The sequence below is a fragment of the Xanthomonas maliensis genome, assembly GCF_009192945.1.
Taxonomy (GTDB): domain Bacteria; phylum Pseudomonadota; class Gammaproteobacteria; order Xanthomonadales; family Xanthomonadaceae; genus Xanthomonas; species Xanthomonas maliensis.
The window spans coordinates 98,987-112,924 of the sequence record NZ_NSET01000053.1 but is presented as its reverse complement, the minus strand read 5'-3'; the positions used below and the strand labels follow the sequence as shown (position 1 = coordinate 112,924).

Sequence of the window (13,938 nt, the reverse complement as noted above, 5' to 3'; positions counted from 1 at the left end):
CTAGGCCAGCGACGGTGAACCCGCCATGGGCCACCGTCGCTGCGCGTGATCGCCACGCTGCCGTCTTCACTGCAACGTGTCGCGCAAGCAGACGCGTCCTGCACACCGCGACGACGACCGACCCGCTATCTGTCCCTGCCCTCGCTAGCTCACGACCCGATGCTCTCGCGCTCTCTCCACTGGTTCCGCCCCGCCCTGCTCCTGCTCGGATCGTTGACGCTGAGCGCCTGCAGCAGCGTGTTCTTCGGCGGCCTCAACGCCACTGCCAGCCGCGCCGGCATCGTCGAGCATCCCGGCCAGGTCTTCGATCCAGCGCACGGGCTGGCGCTGGACGTCTACCAGCCACGCGACGCCCACGATGCGCCGGTGGTGGTGTTCTTCCACGGCGGCACCTGGAAGCGCGGCACCCGTGCCCAGTACCGCTGGGTGGGGCGTACGCTCGCAAGCCAGGGGGTGGTGGCCATGGTCGCCGATTACCGCAAGTATCCGCAGGTGGGACTGTCCGGCTTCATGAGCGACGCCGCCAGCGCCACCGCCTGGGGCTACCGCCATGCACGCGACTACGGTGGCGACCCACGCCGCCTGGCAGTGATGGGCCACTCGGCAGGCGCACACATGGCCGCGCTGCTGGGCACCAACGCGCACTGGCTGCAGGCGCATGGGATGCAACCGCGCCAGCTGTGCGGGGTCATCGGCCTGGCCGGCCCCTACGACTTCCTGCCCATGACCGATCCCGAGCTGGTCGAGATCTTCGGCCAGGCGCAGAGCGCACAGCGGCAATCGCAGCCGGTGCGCTACGTCGGCGGCGACGAACCGCCGATGCTTTTGCTGCATGGCGATGCCGACCGGGTCGTCGAACTGGAAAACAGCATCTCGCTGCAACGGGCAGTGCAACGCCACGGCGGCAACGCCCAGCTCAAGGTCTACCCCGGCATGGGCCACATGGGCATCGTGCTGGCGCTGCGCAAGCAACCCGCGCAGTCGGCCGTGCTGCGCGACAGCCTGGAGTTCCTGCAACATTGCCATGCGCCGGCCGCGGCCGGCGGGTCGCCCGCGCACTCCTGAGCATGCAGGCAGCCAGGGCCGCTCAGTCGCCGCCCTGGCTGCCCATCAACGCGAACGGGCCGCCTTTCTGCAGCGCCAATTGGTAGGCCGGCCGCGCCTCGATGCGCTCCAGAAAGCCTTGCAGCCGCGGATGGCGATCGAGCCCGCCGCCCCGCGCGGCCGCCGCCTGGACCGGAAAGCTCATCTGGATATCGGCGGCGGTAAACCGCTCGCCGGCAAACCACAGTTGCGCCTGCAAGGTCTGCTCCATCCAGTCCAGATGCAGCTGGACCTGCGGACCAACGAAGCTGGACATCGCCTTGTCGACGATGGCGCGGGCAATGGGCTTGGCGAAGAACGGCATCGGCGCACTCCGGATCCGCCCGAACACCAGCGTCATCAGCAACGGCGGCATGGCTGACCCCTCGGCGTAATGCATCCAGTAGCGGTACTGCAGGCGTTCGGGCGCGTCCAACGGCCGTGGCGACGGCGACAGCGCGCATTCGGTGTCGTAGCGATCGGTCAGATATTCCAGGATCGCACCCGATTCGGCGACGGTGCGGTCGCCATCGACGACGATCGGCGACTTGCCCAGCGGATGGATCGCCCGCAGCGCCGGCGGCGCCAGCATGGTCTTGGCATCGCGCTCATAGCGCACGAGCTGATACGGCAGCGCCAGTTCCTCCAGCAACCACAGCACGCGCTGCGAGCGGGAGTTATTGAGATGGTGGACGGTGATCATGGGCAGGGAGAGAGCTGGAAAGCGCCTACCCTACCAAGGCTGGCGTCAGCGACCTGTCTCCCGCCCGCGCCGTCTTCGCGATAGTGCAGCCATCAACGAAAAACGCCGACCGCTTGCGCGATCGGCGTTCGAGGCAACCCGAAGGTTGCAGACGGATTAGACCGCCTGCACCTGGTCAGCCTGCATGCCCTTCTGGCCCTGCACGGCGACGAAGGTCACCTTCTGGCCTTCCTGCAGCGACTTGAAGCCGGTGCCCTGGATGGCGCGGAAGTGCACGAAGAGGTCCGGGCCGCTTTCCGGGGTGATGAAGCCGAAGCCCTTGGCGTCATTGAACCACTTCACGGTACCGCTCTGACGATCTGCCATTTTACAAACTCCTGAACTGTTGATGGATATCGCAGCATCCGAATGCCGGTGCTGAGACTGAGTTGCAGGCGTTGGTAAAGCGGAACGATGGAGCGAGATCGGGGAGATCCGGCTGCACCAGGCCACGATTCACGGTGACCCTTGCAAACACAGTGCGTGCACAGTACTCGTGTTTCGAGCAAAAAGCGACACCCCCTGTCAAATCTTTTTCTATCGGGCCAAATCCGACCCCTATCGGGGACTTCCCGACCCTAGGCAAAGAGCTGAATAGGGCACGGCAAACATTGCCCGCTGCACTGCACAACATTATTGCGCATGATCGGGCTCAGTAGCACAGCCCCAAGTCTCACAGGCGCTGCACTGCCGGCCCATCCCAGGACGGCGACTCGCCGTCGGTCCCTTCAACGGCGCAGCGGCGCGCCACACCGAATTCTCCCGCCAGCGATATCCTCGCGGTCAGCGTCCACGCACAGCAGGAGATGGTTCAGCGCCTCGCGGCCGTCCTGGCAGACCGCGCACCGCCCTCCACCAGTGCCGACGCGTCGGCGCGTATCATGGGAAGTCTTTGCAACCGGCACCCCCATGGCTCTCACCGCCACCGTCCGCAGGGCGGAACTGCAGATCAGCGACATGGATCGTGGCTACTACGCCAACCATTCGCTCACCCTCGCGCAACACCCCTCGGAAACCGACGAACGCCTGATGGTGCGGCTGCTGGCGTTCGCGTTGTTTGCCGATGAGCGACTGGAATTCGGCCGCGGCCTCAGCAACGACGATGAGCCCGACCTGTGGCGGCGCGACTACACCGGCGACCCCGATCTGTGGATCGACCTCGGCCAGCCGGACGAGAGCCGCGTGCGCAAGGCCTGCAACCGCTCGCGCGAGGTGGTGGTGGTCGGCTATGGCGGCCAGGCGACCGAAGCCTGGTGGAAGCGCCACGCCAATGCGCTCGCCCGCTATCGCAACCTGCGCGTGTTGGAACTGGAGTCGAGCGCGACCGAAGCGCTCGGGGCGTTGATCCAGCGCGGCATGCGCTTCGACGTGATCATCCAGGATGGCGAGGTGCAGATGCTCGCCGACCACGGCAGCGTGACCCTGACCCCGATCGTGCGGCAGTCGCCAGCCGAATGAGCACGCGTTACGACGTGTTGGTGATCGGCGCCGGCGCCGCCGGGCTGATGAGCGCTTTCACCGCGGGACGGCGCGGCCGGCAGGTCCTGGTGATCGACCATGCCAACAAGGTCGGTAAGAAGATCCTGATGTCCGGCGGCGGCCGCTGCAATTTCACCAATCTGGGGACCGCGCCCGGCAACTTCCTGTCCGCCAACCGGCACTTCTGCAAGTCGGCGCTGGCACGCTACACACCGGCCGACTTCGTCGACATGGTCGAGCGTCATCGCATCGCCTATCACGAGAAGGAACTGGGCCAGCTGTTCTGCGATGTGTCCTCCAAGCTGATCGTGCGCATGCTGCTGGACGAATGCCAGGCCGCTGGCGTGCAGATCCAGACGGAGTGTGCGATCACCTCGGTCCAGCGCGACAGCGATGGCTTCAGCGTAGAGACCAGCCGGGGACGGATCCACGCGCAGTCGTTGATCGTGGCCAGCGGCGGGCTGTCGATCCCCAGCATGGGCGCCAGCGGCTTCGGCTACGCGCTGGCACGGCAGTTCGGCCACCAGGTCCTGCCCACCCGCGCCGGGCTGGTGCCGTTGACCCTCAGCGGTACCCATCAGCAACGCCTGCAGGATCTGTCGGGGCTGTCTCTCACTGTCGAGGCCGCCTGCAATGGCGCGCGGTTCCGCAATGCGCTGCTGATCACCCACCGTGGCCTCAGCGGGCCGGCGATCCTGCAGATCTCTTCGTACTGGCAACCCGGCGACGATCTGCGCCTGGACCTGTTGCCTGGCGAGGACGCAGCCGCCTGGCTGCAGGCGCAAAAGCAGCAGCGCGGCGCCACCGAGTTGCGCAACGTGCTGGCCGAGGTGCTGCCGCGCCGGTTCGCGCAGCGACTGTGCGAGGTCTGGCTGCCGGACAAGCCAGTGCGCCAGCTCGATCCCCCGCAGCTGCAGCAGACCGCGGCCACGCTCTCGGCCTGGCCGCTGGTCGCCAGCGGCACCGAAGGCTATCGGACCGCTGAAGTCACCCTCGGTGGCGTGGACACCGATCAGATCTCCAGTGCCACCATGCAGTCACGCTTGGTTGAAGGACTCTACTTCGTCGGCGAGGTTCTGGACGTCACCGGCTGGCTGGGCGGTTACAACTTCCAATGGGCCTGGGCCTCCGGACATGCGGCCGGAAGCGTGGCCTGAGTCTCAGCCCGGCTGCGGCGGCCTCCACATCCATGGACGCCCATTGCCTCCTTCGTGTATTAAAGCCCGTCTCCAGGAGTCGCGCATGCAGAAAGGAAAAGACCTCACTCTCCGCCTGATGATCGTCGAAGACAGCGTCGAGAGTGCGGAAGCGATCGTGACCACGCTGCGCAACGGCGGCATCGCCGTGCGGCCTTCGCGCCCCCAGACCCAGGAAGAGCTCGCTGGCATGCTGTCCGGCCAGATCGACCTGGCGCTGCAGGGCCAGACTCAGCAAATCCCGATGAGTGCACTGCAGGCGCAGATCGCCGGCAGCGGCAAGGACATCCCGGTGATCCTGCTGGCCGAACGGATCGAGGAGGCGGCGTTGGTGGAAGCCGCCGCGCATGGCGTGCGGGCGATCGCCCTACGCCACCGTCCCGAGCACCTGCTGGCACTGGTGCGTTCGGAATGGGCCGACCTGCGGGCGCGTCGCGGACTGCGTCGCATCGAGGCGCAGATGCGCGAAACCGAGCGCCGCTGCGATGCGTTGATCGCCTCTTCGCGCGATCCGATCGCCTACGTGCACGAAGGCATGCACATCCGCGCCAACGAAGCCTATCTGGAAATGTTCGGCTTCGAGTCGTTCGAGGACGTGGAAGGCGTCTCGCTGCTCGACATGATCGCCGCTCAGTACGTGGACGATTTCAAGCAGCTGCTGAAGTCGATGTCCAAGGGCGAGCCGCCACCGGCACAGTACAAGGTGGACGCGCGCCGCCTGGAAGGCGACACCTTCCCGGCGACGATGGAATTCGCCACCGCCACCTACGAGGGCGAGCCCTGCATCCAGGTGGTGTTCCGGCGCCGCGAGGAATTCGACCCAGAGCTGGCGCGCGAGGTCGAGGACCTGCGCCAGCGCGATCAGGTCACCGGCTTGCTCAATCGCCCCACCTTCATGGTGGCGCTGGAGCAGGCGGTGGCCCGTGCCGGCCGCAGCGAAGGCCAGTCCGGCTTCCTGCTGATCGCGCCCGACCACTATGCGCGCATCCTGCCGGAGATCGGCCTGGATTCGGCCGATGCCTTGATCGCCGCACTGGCCTCGCATCTGGCCAGCATCCTCGACGACAGCGTACTGGCCGCCCGCTTCGGCGAGCACAGCTTCGCGCTGCTGATGGACGGCAACTACGCGCGCACCCATGCGCTTGCCGAACAGGTGCGCGACGCCTTCGCCCAGCATGTCTTCAGTGTCGGCGAGCGCTCCTCGACGGTCACGGTCAGCATCGGCGGCGTGCAGATCGGCGAGAAGATCGCCAGCATCGGCCAGGTCCTCAATCGCGGCACCGAGGCCGTCCGCACCACCGCCGAATTGGGCGGCAATGCGGTCAGTATCTACGACCCGGCAGCCGCGGACCGCGCCGAAGAAGAACGCATCCAGCGCTGGGTGGAGCATCTGCGTGAAGCCCTGGCTGGCGACGGCTTCCTGCTGCACTACCAGCCGGTGCTGAATTTGCAGGGCGAGCCACTGGAGCTGTATCAGGCCTTCCTGCGCCTGGAGCGCAACGGCGAAATGATGTCGCCGGCCGCCTTCCTGGCGATCGCCGAGGAACACGACCTGATCACCGAGATCGACCGCTGGGTGGTGGCCCGTGCGATCCGCCAGCTCGGCGAGCGCCAGCGTGCGGGACGACCGACCCATTTGCTGGTGCGCATCGGCCCCAACTCCTTCGCCGACCCGCTGATGCTCGACATCATCCGCGAGCAATTGGCCACGCACGGCGTACCGGGCGAACGGCTATGGCTGCAAACGCCGGAGTCGAAGGTGTTCACCCATCTGCGCAATGCCCAGCAATTCCTGGCGGCGGTGTCGGCGATGGGCTGCAAGGTCGGCCTGGAGCAGTTCGGCTCGGGTCTGGACTCGTTCCAGTTGCTGGCGCATTTCCAGCCAGCCTTCCTCAAGCTCGATCGCGGCATCACCAGCGATATCTCGGCCACCCGCGAGAGCCAGGAGAAGATCCGCGAGATCACCTCGCGCGCACAGCCGGCCGGCATCCTGACGATCGCCGAATTCGTCGCCGACGCGCAGTCGATGAGCAGCTTCTTCAGTGCGGGCGTGGACTACGTGCAAGGCGATTTCGTCGCCCCGACCGGGCCACTGATGAACTACGAATTCGGCTGATCCAGTCGCTACGATCGTCGTACGACAAGGCCCGCCAATCGGCGGGCCTTGTCGTTGCTTTGGGCGATACGCAAGGGATTACATCACCGTGCCGTTGGCAGCGCGCAGCGCGGCAATGCGCTCGCTCAACGGCGGATGGCTGAGGAACAGGCGGCGCAGTCCCTCGCCCACCCCACCAGAGATGCCGAACGCCTGCACCTGCGACGGCAGCGTGTTCTGGCCGTGGTTGAGCGACAGCCGCTCCAGCGCCGCAATCATCTTGCCGCGGCCAGCGAGCTGGGCGCCGCCGGCATCGGCCCGGAATTCGCGACGACGCGAGAACCACATCGCGATCATGGTCGCGAACAGGCCGAACACCATCTCCAGCGCGAACACGATGATGAAGTAGGCAAAGCCGCGGCCGCTGTCGCGGTTGCCGGACAGCGCGCTGTCGATCACTCCACCGACCACTCGCGCCAGCACGATCACGAAGGTATTGAGCACGCCCTGCAACAGCGCCATCGTCACCATGTCGCCATTGGCGACGTGGGCGATCTCGTGTCCGAGCACGGCCTCGGCCTCGTCCTGGCTCATGTTCTGCAATAGGCCGGTAGAGACCGCCACCAGGGCGTTGTTACGGTTGGCGCCGGTGGCGAAGGCGTTGATCTCCGGGCCGTCGTAAACGGCGACTTCGGGCATGCCGATGCCTGCCTGCTGTGCCTGGCGACGTACGGTTTCCAGCAGCCAGCGCTCGGTCGGCGTGCGCGGCTCGCTGATCACTTGCGCGCCCGTGCTGCGTTTGGCCATGAACTTGGACAGCAGCAGTGAGATGAAGGAGCCGCCGAAGCCGAAGATGGCGGCCATCACCAACAACCCGCTCATCTGCGCCGGATTGACGCCCAGCACCGACATGACGATGCCGGCGAGGATCAGCACCGCGAAGTTGGTGAGAAGGAACAGGACGATGCGGTTGAACATGACGACAGTGGCTCCCTAGGCTCTAACTGGATTGGGCTGACTGAACTGCTGTCGATTTGCGGCCATCGCGGCTTGAAATCAAGCGACCACCTGACCGAGGATTCAGCTGTCCATGTCCCTCGCCCCCTACCGCGGCCGCTTCGCTCCTTCGCCGACCGGCCCGCTGCATTTCGGTTCCCTGCTGGCCGCATTCGGCAGCTGGCTGCTGGCGCGCCAGGCCGGTGGCCAGTGGCTGGTGCGAATCGAGGACATCGACCCCCCGCGCGCCCAGCCCGGGGCCAGCGCCAGCCAGTTGCGCAGCCTGGCCGCGTTCGGCCTGCAGCCCGATGGGCCGGTGCTGTACCAGTCCGATCGCGCCTCGGTCTATAACGAGGCGCTGACCTCGCTGCTGGCGTCCGGGCACGCCTTCGAGTGCAGTTGCAGCCGCAGCGACCTGGCGGCGATGGGCGGCATCCATCACCGCTGCGTCGCGCCCCTGGGCGACCGCCGCGCGGTGCGCCTGCGGGTGCCTGCGGACACGTCGATCGGCTTCGACGATGGCCTGCAAGGTCATGTGCAGCAGAACGTCCATACCGAGGTCGGCGATGTGGTGCTGCGTCGCGCCGATGGTTACTGGGCCTATCAACTCGCGGCCGTGGTCGACGACGCCGCCCAGGGCATCACCGATGTGGTCCGCGGCGCCGACCTGCTGGACTCCACGCCGCGCCAGCTGCTGCTGCAGCGGGCACTGGGACTGCCGCAACCGCGCTATCTGCACTTACCGCTGGTACTGGACGCCGATGGGCGCAAGCTGTCCAAGTCGCATGCGGCACCGGCCGTGGACGATGACGACCCGCTGCCAGCCCTGCGCGCGGCCTGGCGCGCGCTGGGTCAGGACCAGAGCATGCTGCCCCGGCACGGTCCGCTCGAGCGGCTGTTGCAGGAGGCGGTGCGGCAGTTCTGTCCGCGCCAACTGCCAGCCCGCCTCCCGCCAGGCACAATCGTGCCCCCAGCTTGACTAGAATTGCCAGCCAGTCGCGCTTGCCGGCGCGGTATCGCGGGCCCTCCCGCCCACCTGCTCATTGGAGTCGTGCATGACATCTCGCGTCGCATTGGTCACCGGCGGCACCGGCGGCATCGGTACCGCCATCTGCAAGCGCCTGGCCGAGCAAGGGCATCGGGTGGCCAGCAACTTCCGCAACGAAGACAAGGCGCGCGAATGGCAGCAGCGCATGCAGGCGCAGGGCTACCAGGTAGCGGTGTTCCGTGGCGACGTCGGCGCGTCCGAACCGGCGCGCGCCCTGGTCGAGGAAGTCGAGTCGACGCTGGGGCCGATCGAGATTCTGGTCAACAACGCCGGCATCACCCGCGATACCACCTTCCACCGGATGACCGCCGAGCAGTGGCACGACGTCATCAACACCAACCTCAACTCGGTCTTCAACGTCACCCGTCCGGTGATCGAAGGGATGCGCAAGCGTGGCTGGGGACGCGTGATCCAGATCAGTTCGATCAATGGCTTGAAGGGCCAGTACGGCCAGGCCAACTACGCTGCCGCCAAGGCCGGCATGCATGGCTTCACCATCTCGCTTGCACGTGAGAACGCGGCCTTCGGCGTCACCGTCAATACGGTCTCGCCAGGATACGTGGCTACCGACATGGTGATGGCAGTGCCGGAGGAAGTCCGCGCCAAGATCGTCGCCGACATTCCCACCGGACGCTTGGGTCGACCCGAAGAGATCGCCTATGCGGTGGCGTTCCTGGTCGCCGAGGAAGCGGCGTGGATCACTGGCTCCAATCTGGACATCAACGGCGGCCATCACATGGGCTGGTAACGTTTGCTGCAACCGTTCGTTGCAGCACGAAATCGCCGCCGCCGCATGCTGCGCAACATTTTTTCCCCGTCTGCTTAAGAAAATAAGCGGCGTTGGCTGTTGCAAGCGCTGCTGCGGTGCGCCATCCTGCGCGCACTATCGTTGTGAGTGAACGTTCCATGGCCGGACTTCGCATCATCAAGAAGTATCCCAACCGTCGTCTCTACGACACGGAAATTTCCAGCTACATCACCATCGAGGATGTGCGTCAGCTGATCATAGATGGCGAGGAATTCGAGGTTCGCGACGCCAAGACGGGCGAAGACCTCAGCCGCGCAGTGCTGTTGCAGATCATCGCCGACCAGGAACAGGACGGCGAGCCGATGTTGTCCACCCAGTTGCTGAGCCAGATCATCCGCTTCTACGGCGACTCCCTGCAGGGCTTCATGGGCAACTACCTGGAGCGCAGCATGCAGGTGTTCCTGGACCAGCAGCAGCAGTTCCGCCAGCAGATGGGCAATCTGCTCGGCCAGACGCCGTGGGCGATGATGAATCAGCTGACCGAGCGCAATCTGGAGCTGTGGCAAGAATTCCAGCGCAATTTCGGCGCGGGCTTCGGGCGTCCGGGTGGCACCGGCACACCGCCGTCGCCAGGTACCGGGACCGGCAGCGGTGGCCTGGGCGGAGCGACTGGCGGCCCGACCGGTACGGTCGGCAAGGCCCGCAACCGCTGATACAACGACAACGCCGCGTATCGCAGCGGCGTTGTCAGCGCACGGTCTGCATGCCGCAGGCGGTGCAGATGCGCTCGACGCGGTAGCCGCGCGCGCGCAGGCGTTCCACGACGCCATCGCGCCCCAACAGGTGCAGCGCTCCGACGACCACCAGGGTAGTGCCCTGGTCCTTGCCCTGCCGCAACTCCAACCACTGCGTCAGATGCGGCACCCAGCGCGCATTGCGGTCGACATTGATCCGCTGGTACAGCGCCGGATACTGCCGCCGCATGTCCTCGGCCATCTGCGAGGACAGCGTTTGCACATCGCCGCGACGCCAGGCCGCATGCAGCTCGCGCAGTTGCGCGCTGGCATCCGCCTCGTCCAAGGTTTCGCGCAAGAGTTGCCGCTGCTCCTTCGGCGACATGCCGGCGAGCATGGCGATCTGCTCATCGGCGCGCTCCAGGCCCTCGGCCGGCTTGCCGCGGGCTTGCGCCTGCGCCATCAGGTAATGATCCAGACCGGCGGCCGGATCCATCCCATGGCGGGTCATGTCGGCAATGCTGATGCTCAGTGCGACGAACCAAGGCTGCAGTGTCTGCAACGGCTCCAGCGCCATGCCGTGGCGTTCGGCATAGGCGGCCAGGGCGGCCCAGGTCCGCGCATCGAGCACATCCTGCAAACGGCGGCCATCGCTGCGGCGCGCGGCCTGCAGCATGCGCGCGGCCAGGTCGGGCGACTGCGCATCGGCCGGCGGCAGCTCGAACACCAGTCGATCGGCCTTGGACAAGGTCTGCATCACGTCCGCGGACAACGGATAGTCGGTCGGCTTGAGCAAATGGAACGAACCCAGCAGATACAACGTGCCGCCGCGGCCTTCCACTTTCCACAGCAAGGGCACCGGCGGCGCCGTCGCGCCAACGGGCTCTTCGCGCGCCGGCGCCGGCCATGCCGCCAGCAGCGTTATCGCCAACAACGCAAACTTGCCGCACCAGCGCTTTATCCCTGCCTGCATCGACCCGCTCCGTGCATCAATGGGGACCCTTATAGACTTTCTCGCCGGCGGCGACCGCCAGATCGATGCGGTTCTCCGGCGGCGGCAGCGGACAGGTCGCGTACGGGGTGAACGCGCATGGCGGGTTGTAGGCCCGGTTGAAGTCCACCGTCACCTGCCCGTTGCCGGCGGGCGCATCCACATCGAGAAAGCGACCGGCCGGATAGCTGCCGTGTCCACTGGTTCGGTCGGCGAACACCACGAACAAGGACCGCCCCGGTTCACCGATGGCCTCCAGCCGGTAGGTTTTGCCGTCGCGCTCGAATTCGAGCGCACCAGGATTGGGCTGCGCGGTGGTGATGCCGACGATGTCGACGATCGACAAGGTGGTGCCGGCGGCATGCGGGACGAAACGGGCCTGGAGGCGCCAGCTCTGATCCAGCGGCCACTCAGGCACATCGGTAAATGCAGTACGTGCCGGCGCATCGGCATGCTTGACCCGCAAGGCGAGCCGATCGCCGCGACGGATCAGGCTGAGCTGGCCCTTGCCCTCATCGAAGCCGATCAAGGTGGGCTGCGGCTCGCGATCGGACTGGAAACGGATCCGCCCGGTCAGTGGCTTGCCGTCCACCGTCAACGCCACCCCGCGCTCGGGAACGAACCAGGCCGCATCGCCCTCGGTGGCGACCATGCCCAGCTTCGGCGGCCCTACCGCCAGGCGAATGCCGCTGCCTGCGCTGCTGCCGATGTAGTGGGCCTTCAGGCTCAGCCAATGCAGGCCCACCAAGCTCGTCCAGCCATCCGCGGCGCGCAGCGAGGCCAGCCGCTGCTGCCGCCAGGCGGCGTGGTCGGCGAGAAACGCCGAATCCATGATCGCCGGCCGTGCTTCTGGTGGCGCGTCGCGGCCACAGCCGGTCAACGTGGCGATCGCCAGCACGCCCCACAACGGCAGCGCCCACTGGCGAGGCTGCCTGCAACGTCCCCCTGTCATCAACGCCCCCTCAAGAACCAACGATCGATTTCGCCCAGCGTAAACCGCGCCCAGGTCGGCCGGCCATGATTGCACTGCCCAGAGCGTTCGGTGACTTCCATATCGCGCAGCAGGGCGTTCATTTCCGGCACCGTCAGCCTGCGATTGGCGCGGACCGCGCCGTGGCAAGCCATGGTCGACAGCAACTCGTCGCGCGCGCTGGCAATCCGTCGGCTCTGGCCATGTTCGCGCAAGTCGCCAAGCACGTCGCGCAGCAAGGCTTCGGGCTCGGCATTGGCCAACAGCGCCGGAATGCTGCGCACGTGCAGCGACTGCGGACCGCTGCGGGTGATCTCAAATCCCAGCGTCGCCAGCGTTTCGGCCTCGCGCTCGGCCGTATCGGCCTCGCGTTCGCCCACCGCCAGGGTGATTGGCACCAGCAGTGGCTGGGCGCGCAGGCCGATGCTGTCGTGCGCCTGCTTGAGCCTCTCGTAGCCAATGCGTTCGTGGGCGGCATGCATGTCCACCACGATCAGGCCGTCGGCGTTCTCGGCCAGGATGTAGATGCCGTGCAATTGCGCGATCGCATAGCCCAGCGGCGGCACGCCGGTCTCCGCACGGGTCTCGGGCAGGCCGCTCGATGCAGATGCAGCCAGCACCCCTCCATGCGTTTCCGACTGGCTGGCAGGCGGTGCGTAGAGCGCCGCATAGGCGGCCGGCGCCTCATCCACCCGCAGGCCGAGCGGCGTCTGCGCCGGCCCCCAGCTGGCGCGGCCAAAGCCGCCACCGCCCTGCCCCAGCCCAAACCGTGGCGCCTGCGCGCCGGCGGCAATGGGTTGCGCACCAGCTTCGACCGGCAAGTCCGCCTCCCGACCGATGCTGGCCGGCGCGGTACCGGCGCGCGTCTGCGCCAGTGCTTCCTGCAAGCTGCGATAGACGAAGTCGTGGATCAGGCGCGCTTCGCGGAAACGTACCTCGTGCTTGGCCGGATGCACGTTGACGTCCACCCGTGCCGGATCCAGCTCCAGGAACAGCACGTAGGCCGGCTGACGGCCATGGAACAGCACATCGCCATACGCCATCTTGACCGCATGTGCCACGCTGCGATCGCGCACCGAACGGCCATTGACGTAGAGGTATTGCTGGTCGGTGCTGGCACGCGAATAGTGTGGCTGCGCGATCCAGCCATGCAGGCGCAGACCGGCGCCGCTGTGATCCACCCGCAAGGACTGCCGGGCGAAGTCCTCACCCAGGGTTTCGCCCAGCCGCGCGTCCGAGTAGAGATCGCCCGGCTTGTAGCGCCGCGATGGTTTGCCGTTATGCGACACGCGCAGTTCCACATCCGGCCGCGCCAGCGCCAACGAACGCAGCCACTCCTCGATGTGTCCCAGTTCGGTGCGTTCGGCACGCAGGAACTTGCGCCGTGCCGGAACATTGAAGAACAACTCGCGCACCTCGACCGTGGTGCCGGGCGCATGCGCATGCGGGACGACCTCGCCGACGCGGCCGCCTTCGATCTGCAGCGACGACCCGTGCTCGGCATGCGGTTGCCGCGAGATCAGGGTGAAGCGACTGACCGAGGCGATCGACGGCAGCGCCTCGCCTCGGAACCCCAGCGTTGCCACCGTTTCCAGATCGTCCAGCGACGCGATCTTGCTGGTGGCGTGCCGCGAGATCGCCAGCGGCAGTTCGTCCGGCGCGATCCCGCCGCCATTGTCACGGATCCGGATCAGCCGCACCCCGCCTTCCTCCAGGTCGATGTCCACGCGCGTGGCACCGGCATCGAGTGCGTTCTCGACCAGCTCCTTGACCACCGAGGCAGGACGTTCGACCACTTCGCCAGCGGCGATCTGGTTGATCAGGATCTCGGGCAGCGGACGGATCGCCATCAGCGC

13 protein-coding genes are annotated in these 13,938 nt (G+C 66.6%); 7 read left to right on the top strand and 6 right to left on the bottom strand.

Going from position 1 to position 13,938, the window contains the following annotated elements:
- Positions 1-159: 159 nt before the first annotated feature.
- Entirely contained in the window at positions 160-1,065 is a 906-nt protein-coding gene (locus CKY51_RS16725; RefSeq protein WP_031341027.1) for an alpha/beta hydrolase, read from the top strand.
- A gap of 22 nt (positions 1,066-1,087) precedes the next feature.
- On the opposite strand, the gene CKY51_RS16720 is transcribed toward CKY51_RS16725, so the two are convergent.
- Positions 1,088-1,786 carry a glutathione S-transferase gene (locus CKY51_RS16720; protein ID WP_022974655.1) on the bottom strand — a complete coding sequence of 233 codons (699 nt, stop codon included), beginning with the start codon at positions 1,784-1,786 and terminating at the stop codon, positions 1,088-1,090.
- A gap of 156 nt (positions 1,787-1,942) precedes the next feature.
- Complete coding sequence (locus CKY51_RS16715) at positions 1,943-2,152, bottom strand: cold-shock protein (protein ID WP_152249523.1); 210 nt, start codon at positions 2,150-2,152, stop codon at positions 1,943-1,945.
- 582 nt (positions 2,153-2,734) lie between these two features.
- Between CKY51_RS16715 and CKY51_RS16710 the strand changes: the two genes are divergently transcribed.
- From CKY51_RS16710 to CKY51_RS16700, 3 genes are all read left to right on the top strand, one after another.
- Complete coding sequence (locus CKY51_RS16710) at positions 2,735-3,283, top strand: YaeQ family protein (protein WP_022974657.1); 549 nt, start codon at positions 2,735-2,737, stop codon at positions 3,281-3,283.
- Entirely contained in the window at positions 3,280-4,461 is a 1,182-nt protein-coding gene (locus CKY51_RS16705; RefSeq protein ID WP_022974658.1) for a BaiN/RdsA family NAD(P)/FAD-dependent oxidoreductase, read from the top strand. Before CKY51_RS16710 ends, CKY51_RS16705 begins: the two co-directional genes overlap by 4 nt.
- Before the next feature lie 85 nt (positions 4,462-4,546).
- Positions 4,547-6,616: an EAL domain-containing protein gene (locus CKY51_RS16700; RefSeq protein WP_022974659.1), complete on the top strand. Its 2,070-nt coding sequence runs from the start codon at positions 4,547-4,549 to the stop codon at positions 6,614-6,616.
- Between the two features lie 78 nt (positions 6,617-6,694).
- Here the strand turns inward: CKY51_RS16700 and htpX are convergent, their stop codons facing one another.
- Positions 6,695-7,573 (bottom strand): protease HtpX, encoded by an 879-nt coding sequence (gene htpX, locus CKY51_RS16695; protein ID WP_022974660.1) that lies wholly within the window; start codon positions 7,571-7,573, stop codon positions 6,695-6,697.
- A gap of 112 nt (positions 7,574-7,685) precedes the next feature.
- On the opposite strand from htpX, the gene gluQRS reads away from it, so the two are divergent.
- From gluQRS to phaR, 3 genes are all read left to right on the top strand, one after another.
- Positions 7,686-8,570, top strand: a complete 885-nt coding sequence (gene gluQRS / locus CKY51_RS16690) for a tRNA glutamyl-Q(34) synthetase GluQRS (protein ID WP_022974661.1) — start codon at positions 7,686-7,688, stop codon at positions 8,568-8,570.
- A gap of 76 nt (positions 8,571-8,646) precedes the next feature.
- Entirely contained in the window at positions 8,647-9,387 is a 741-nt protein-coding gene (gene phbB, locus CKY51_RS16685) for a beta-ketoacyl-ACP reductase (RefSeq protein WP_022974662.1), read from the top strand.
- Between the two features lie 158 nt (positions 9,388-9,545).
- Positions 9,546-10,100: a polyhydroxyalkanoate synthesis repressor PhaR gene (gene phaR / locus CKY51_RS16680; RefSeq protein WP_152249537.1), complete on the top strand. Its 555-nt coding sequence runs from the start codon at positions 9,546-9,548 to the stop codon at positions 10,098-10,100.
- Positions 10,101-10,134: 34 nt separating this feature from the next.
- Here phaR and CKY51_RS16675 read toward each other — a convergent pair whose 3' ends face one another.
- The 3 genes from CKY51_RS16675 to mutL are packed head-to-tail and all read right to left on the bottom strand — an operon-like array spanning position 10,135 to position 13,932.
- A complete protein-coding gene (locus CKY51_RS16675; RefSeq protein ID WP_022974664.1) occupies positions 10,135-11,094 on the bottom strand; it encodes a TraB/GumN family protein in 960 nt (319 codons plus the stop codon).
- A gap of 16 nt (positions 11,095-11,110) precedes the next feature.
- Positions 11,111-12,064 (bottom strand): DUF1684 domain-containing protein, encoded by a 954-nt coding sequence (locus tag CKY51_RS16670; protein ID WP_052172330.1) that lies wholly within the window; start codon positions 12,062-12,064, stop codon positions 11,111-11,113.
- Positions 12,064-13,932, bottom strand: a complete 1,869-nt coding sequence (mutL, locus tag CKY51_RS16665) for a DNA mismatch repair endonuclease MutL (protein ID WP_022974666.1) — start codon at positions 13,930-13,932, stop codon at positions 12,064-12,066. Before mutL ends, CKY51_RS16670 begins: the two co-directional genes overlap by 1 nt.
- Positions 13,933-13,938 lie beyond the last annotated feature (6 nt).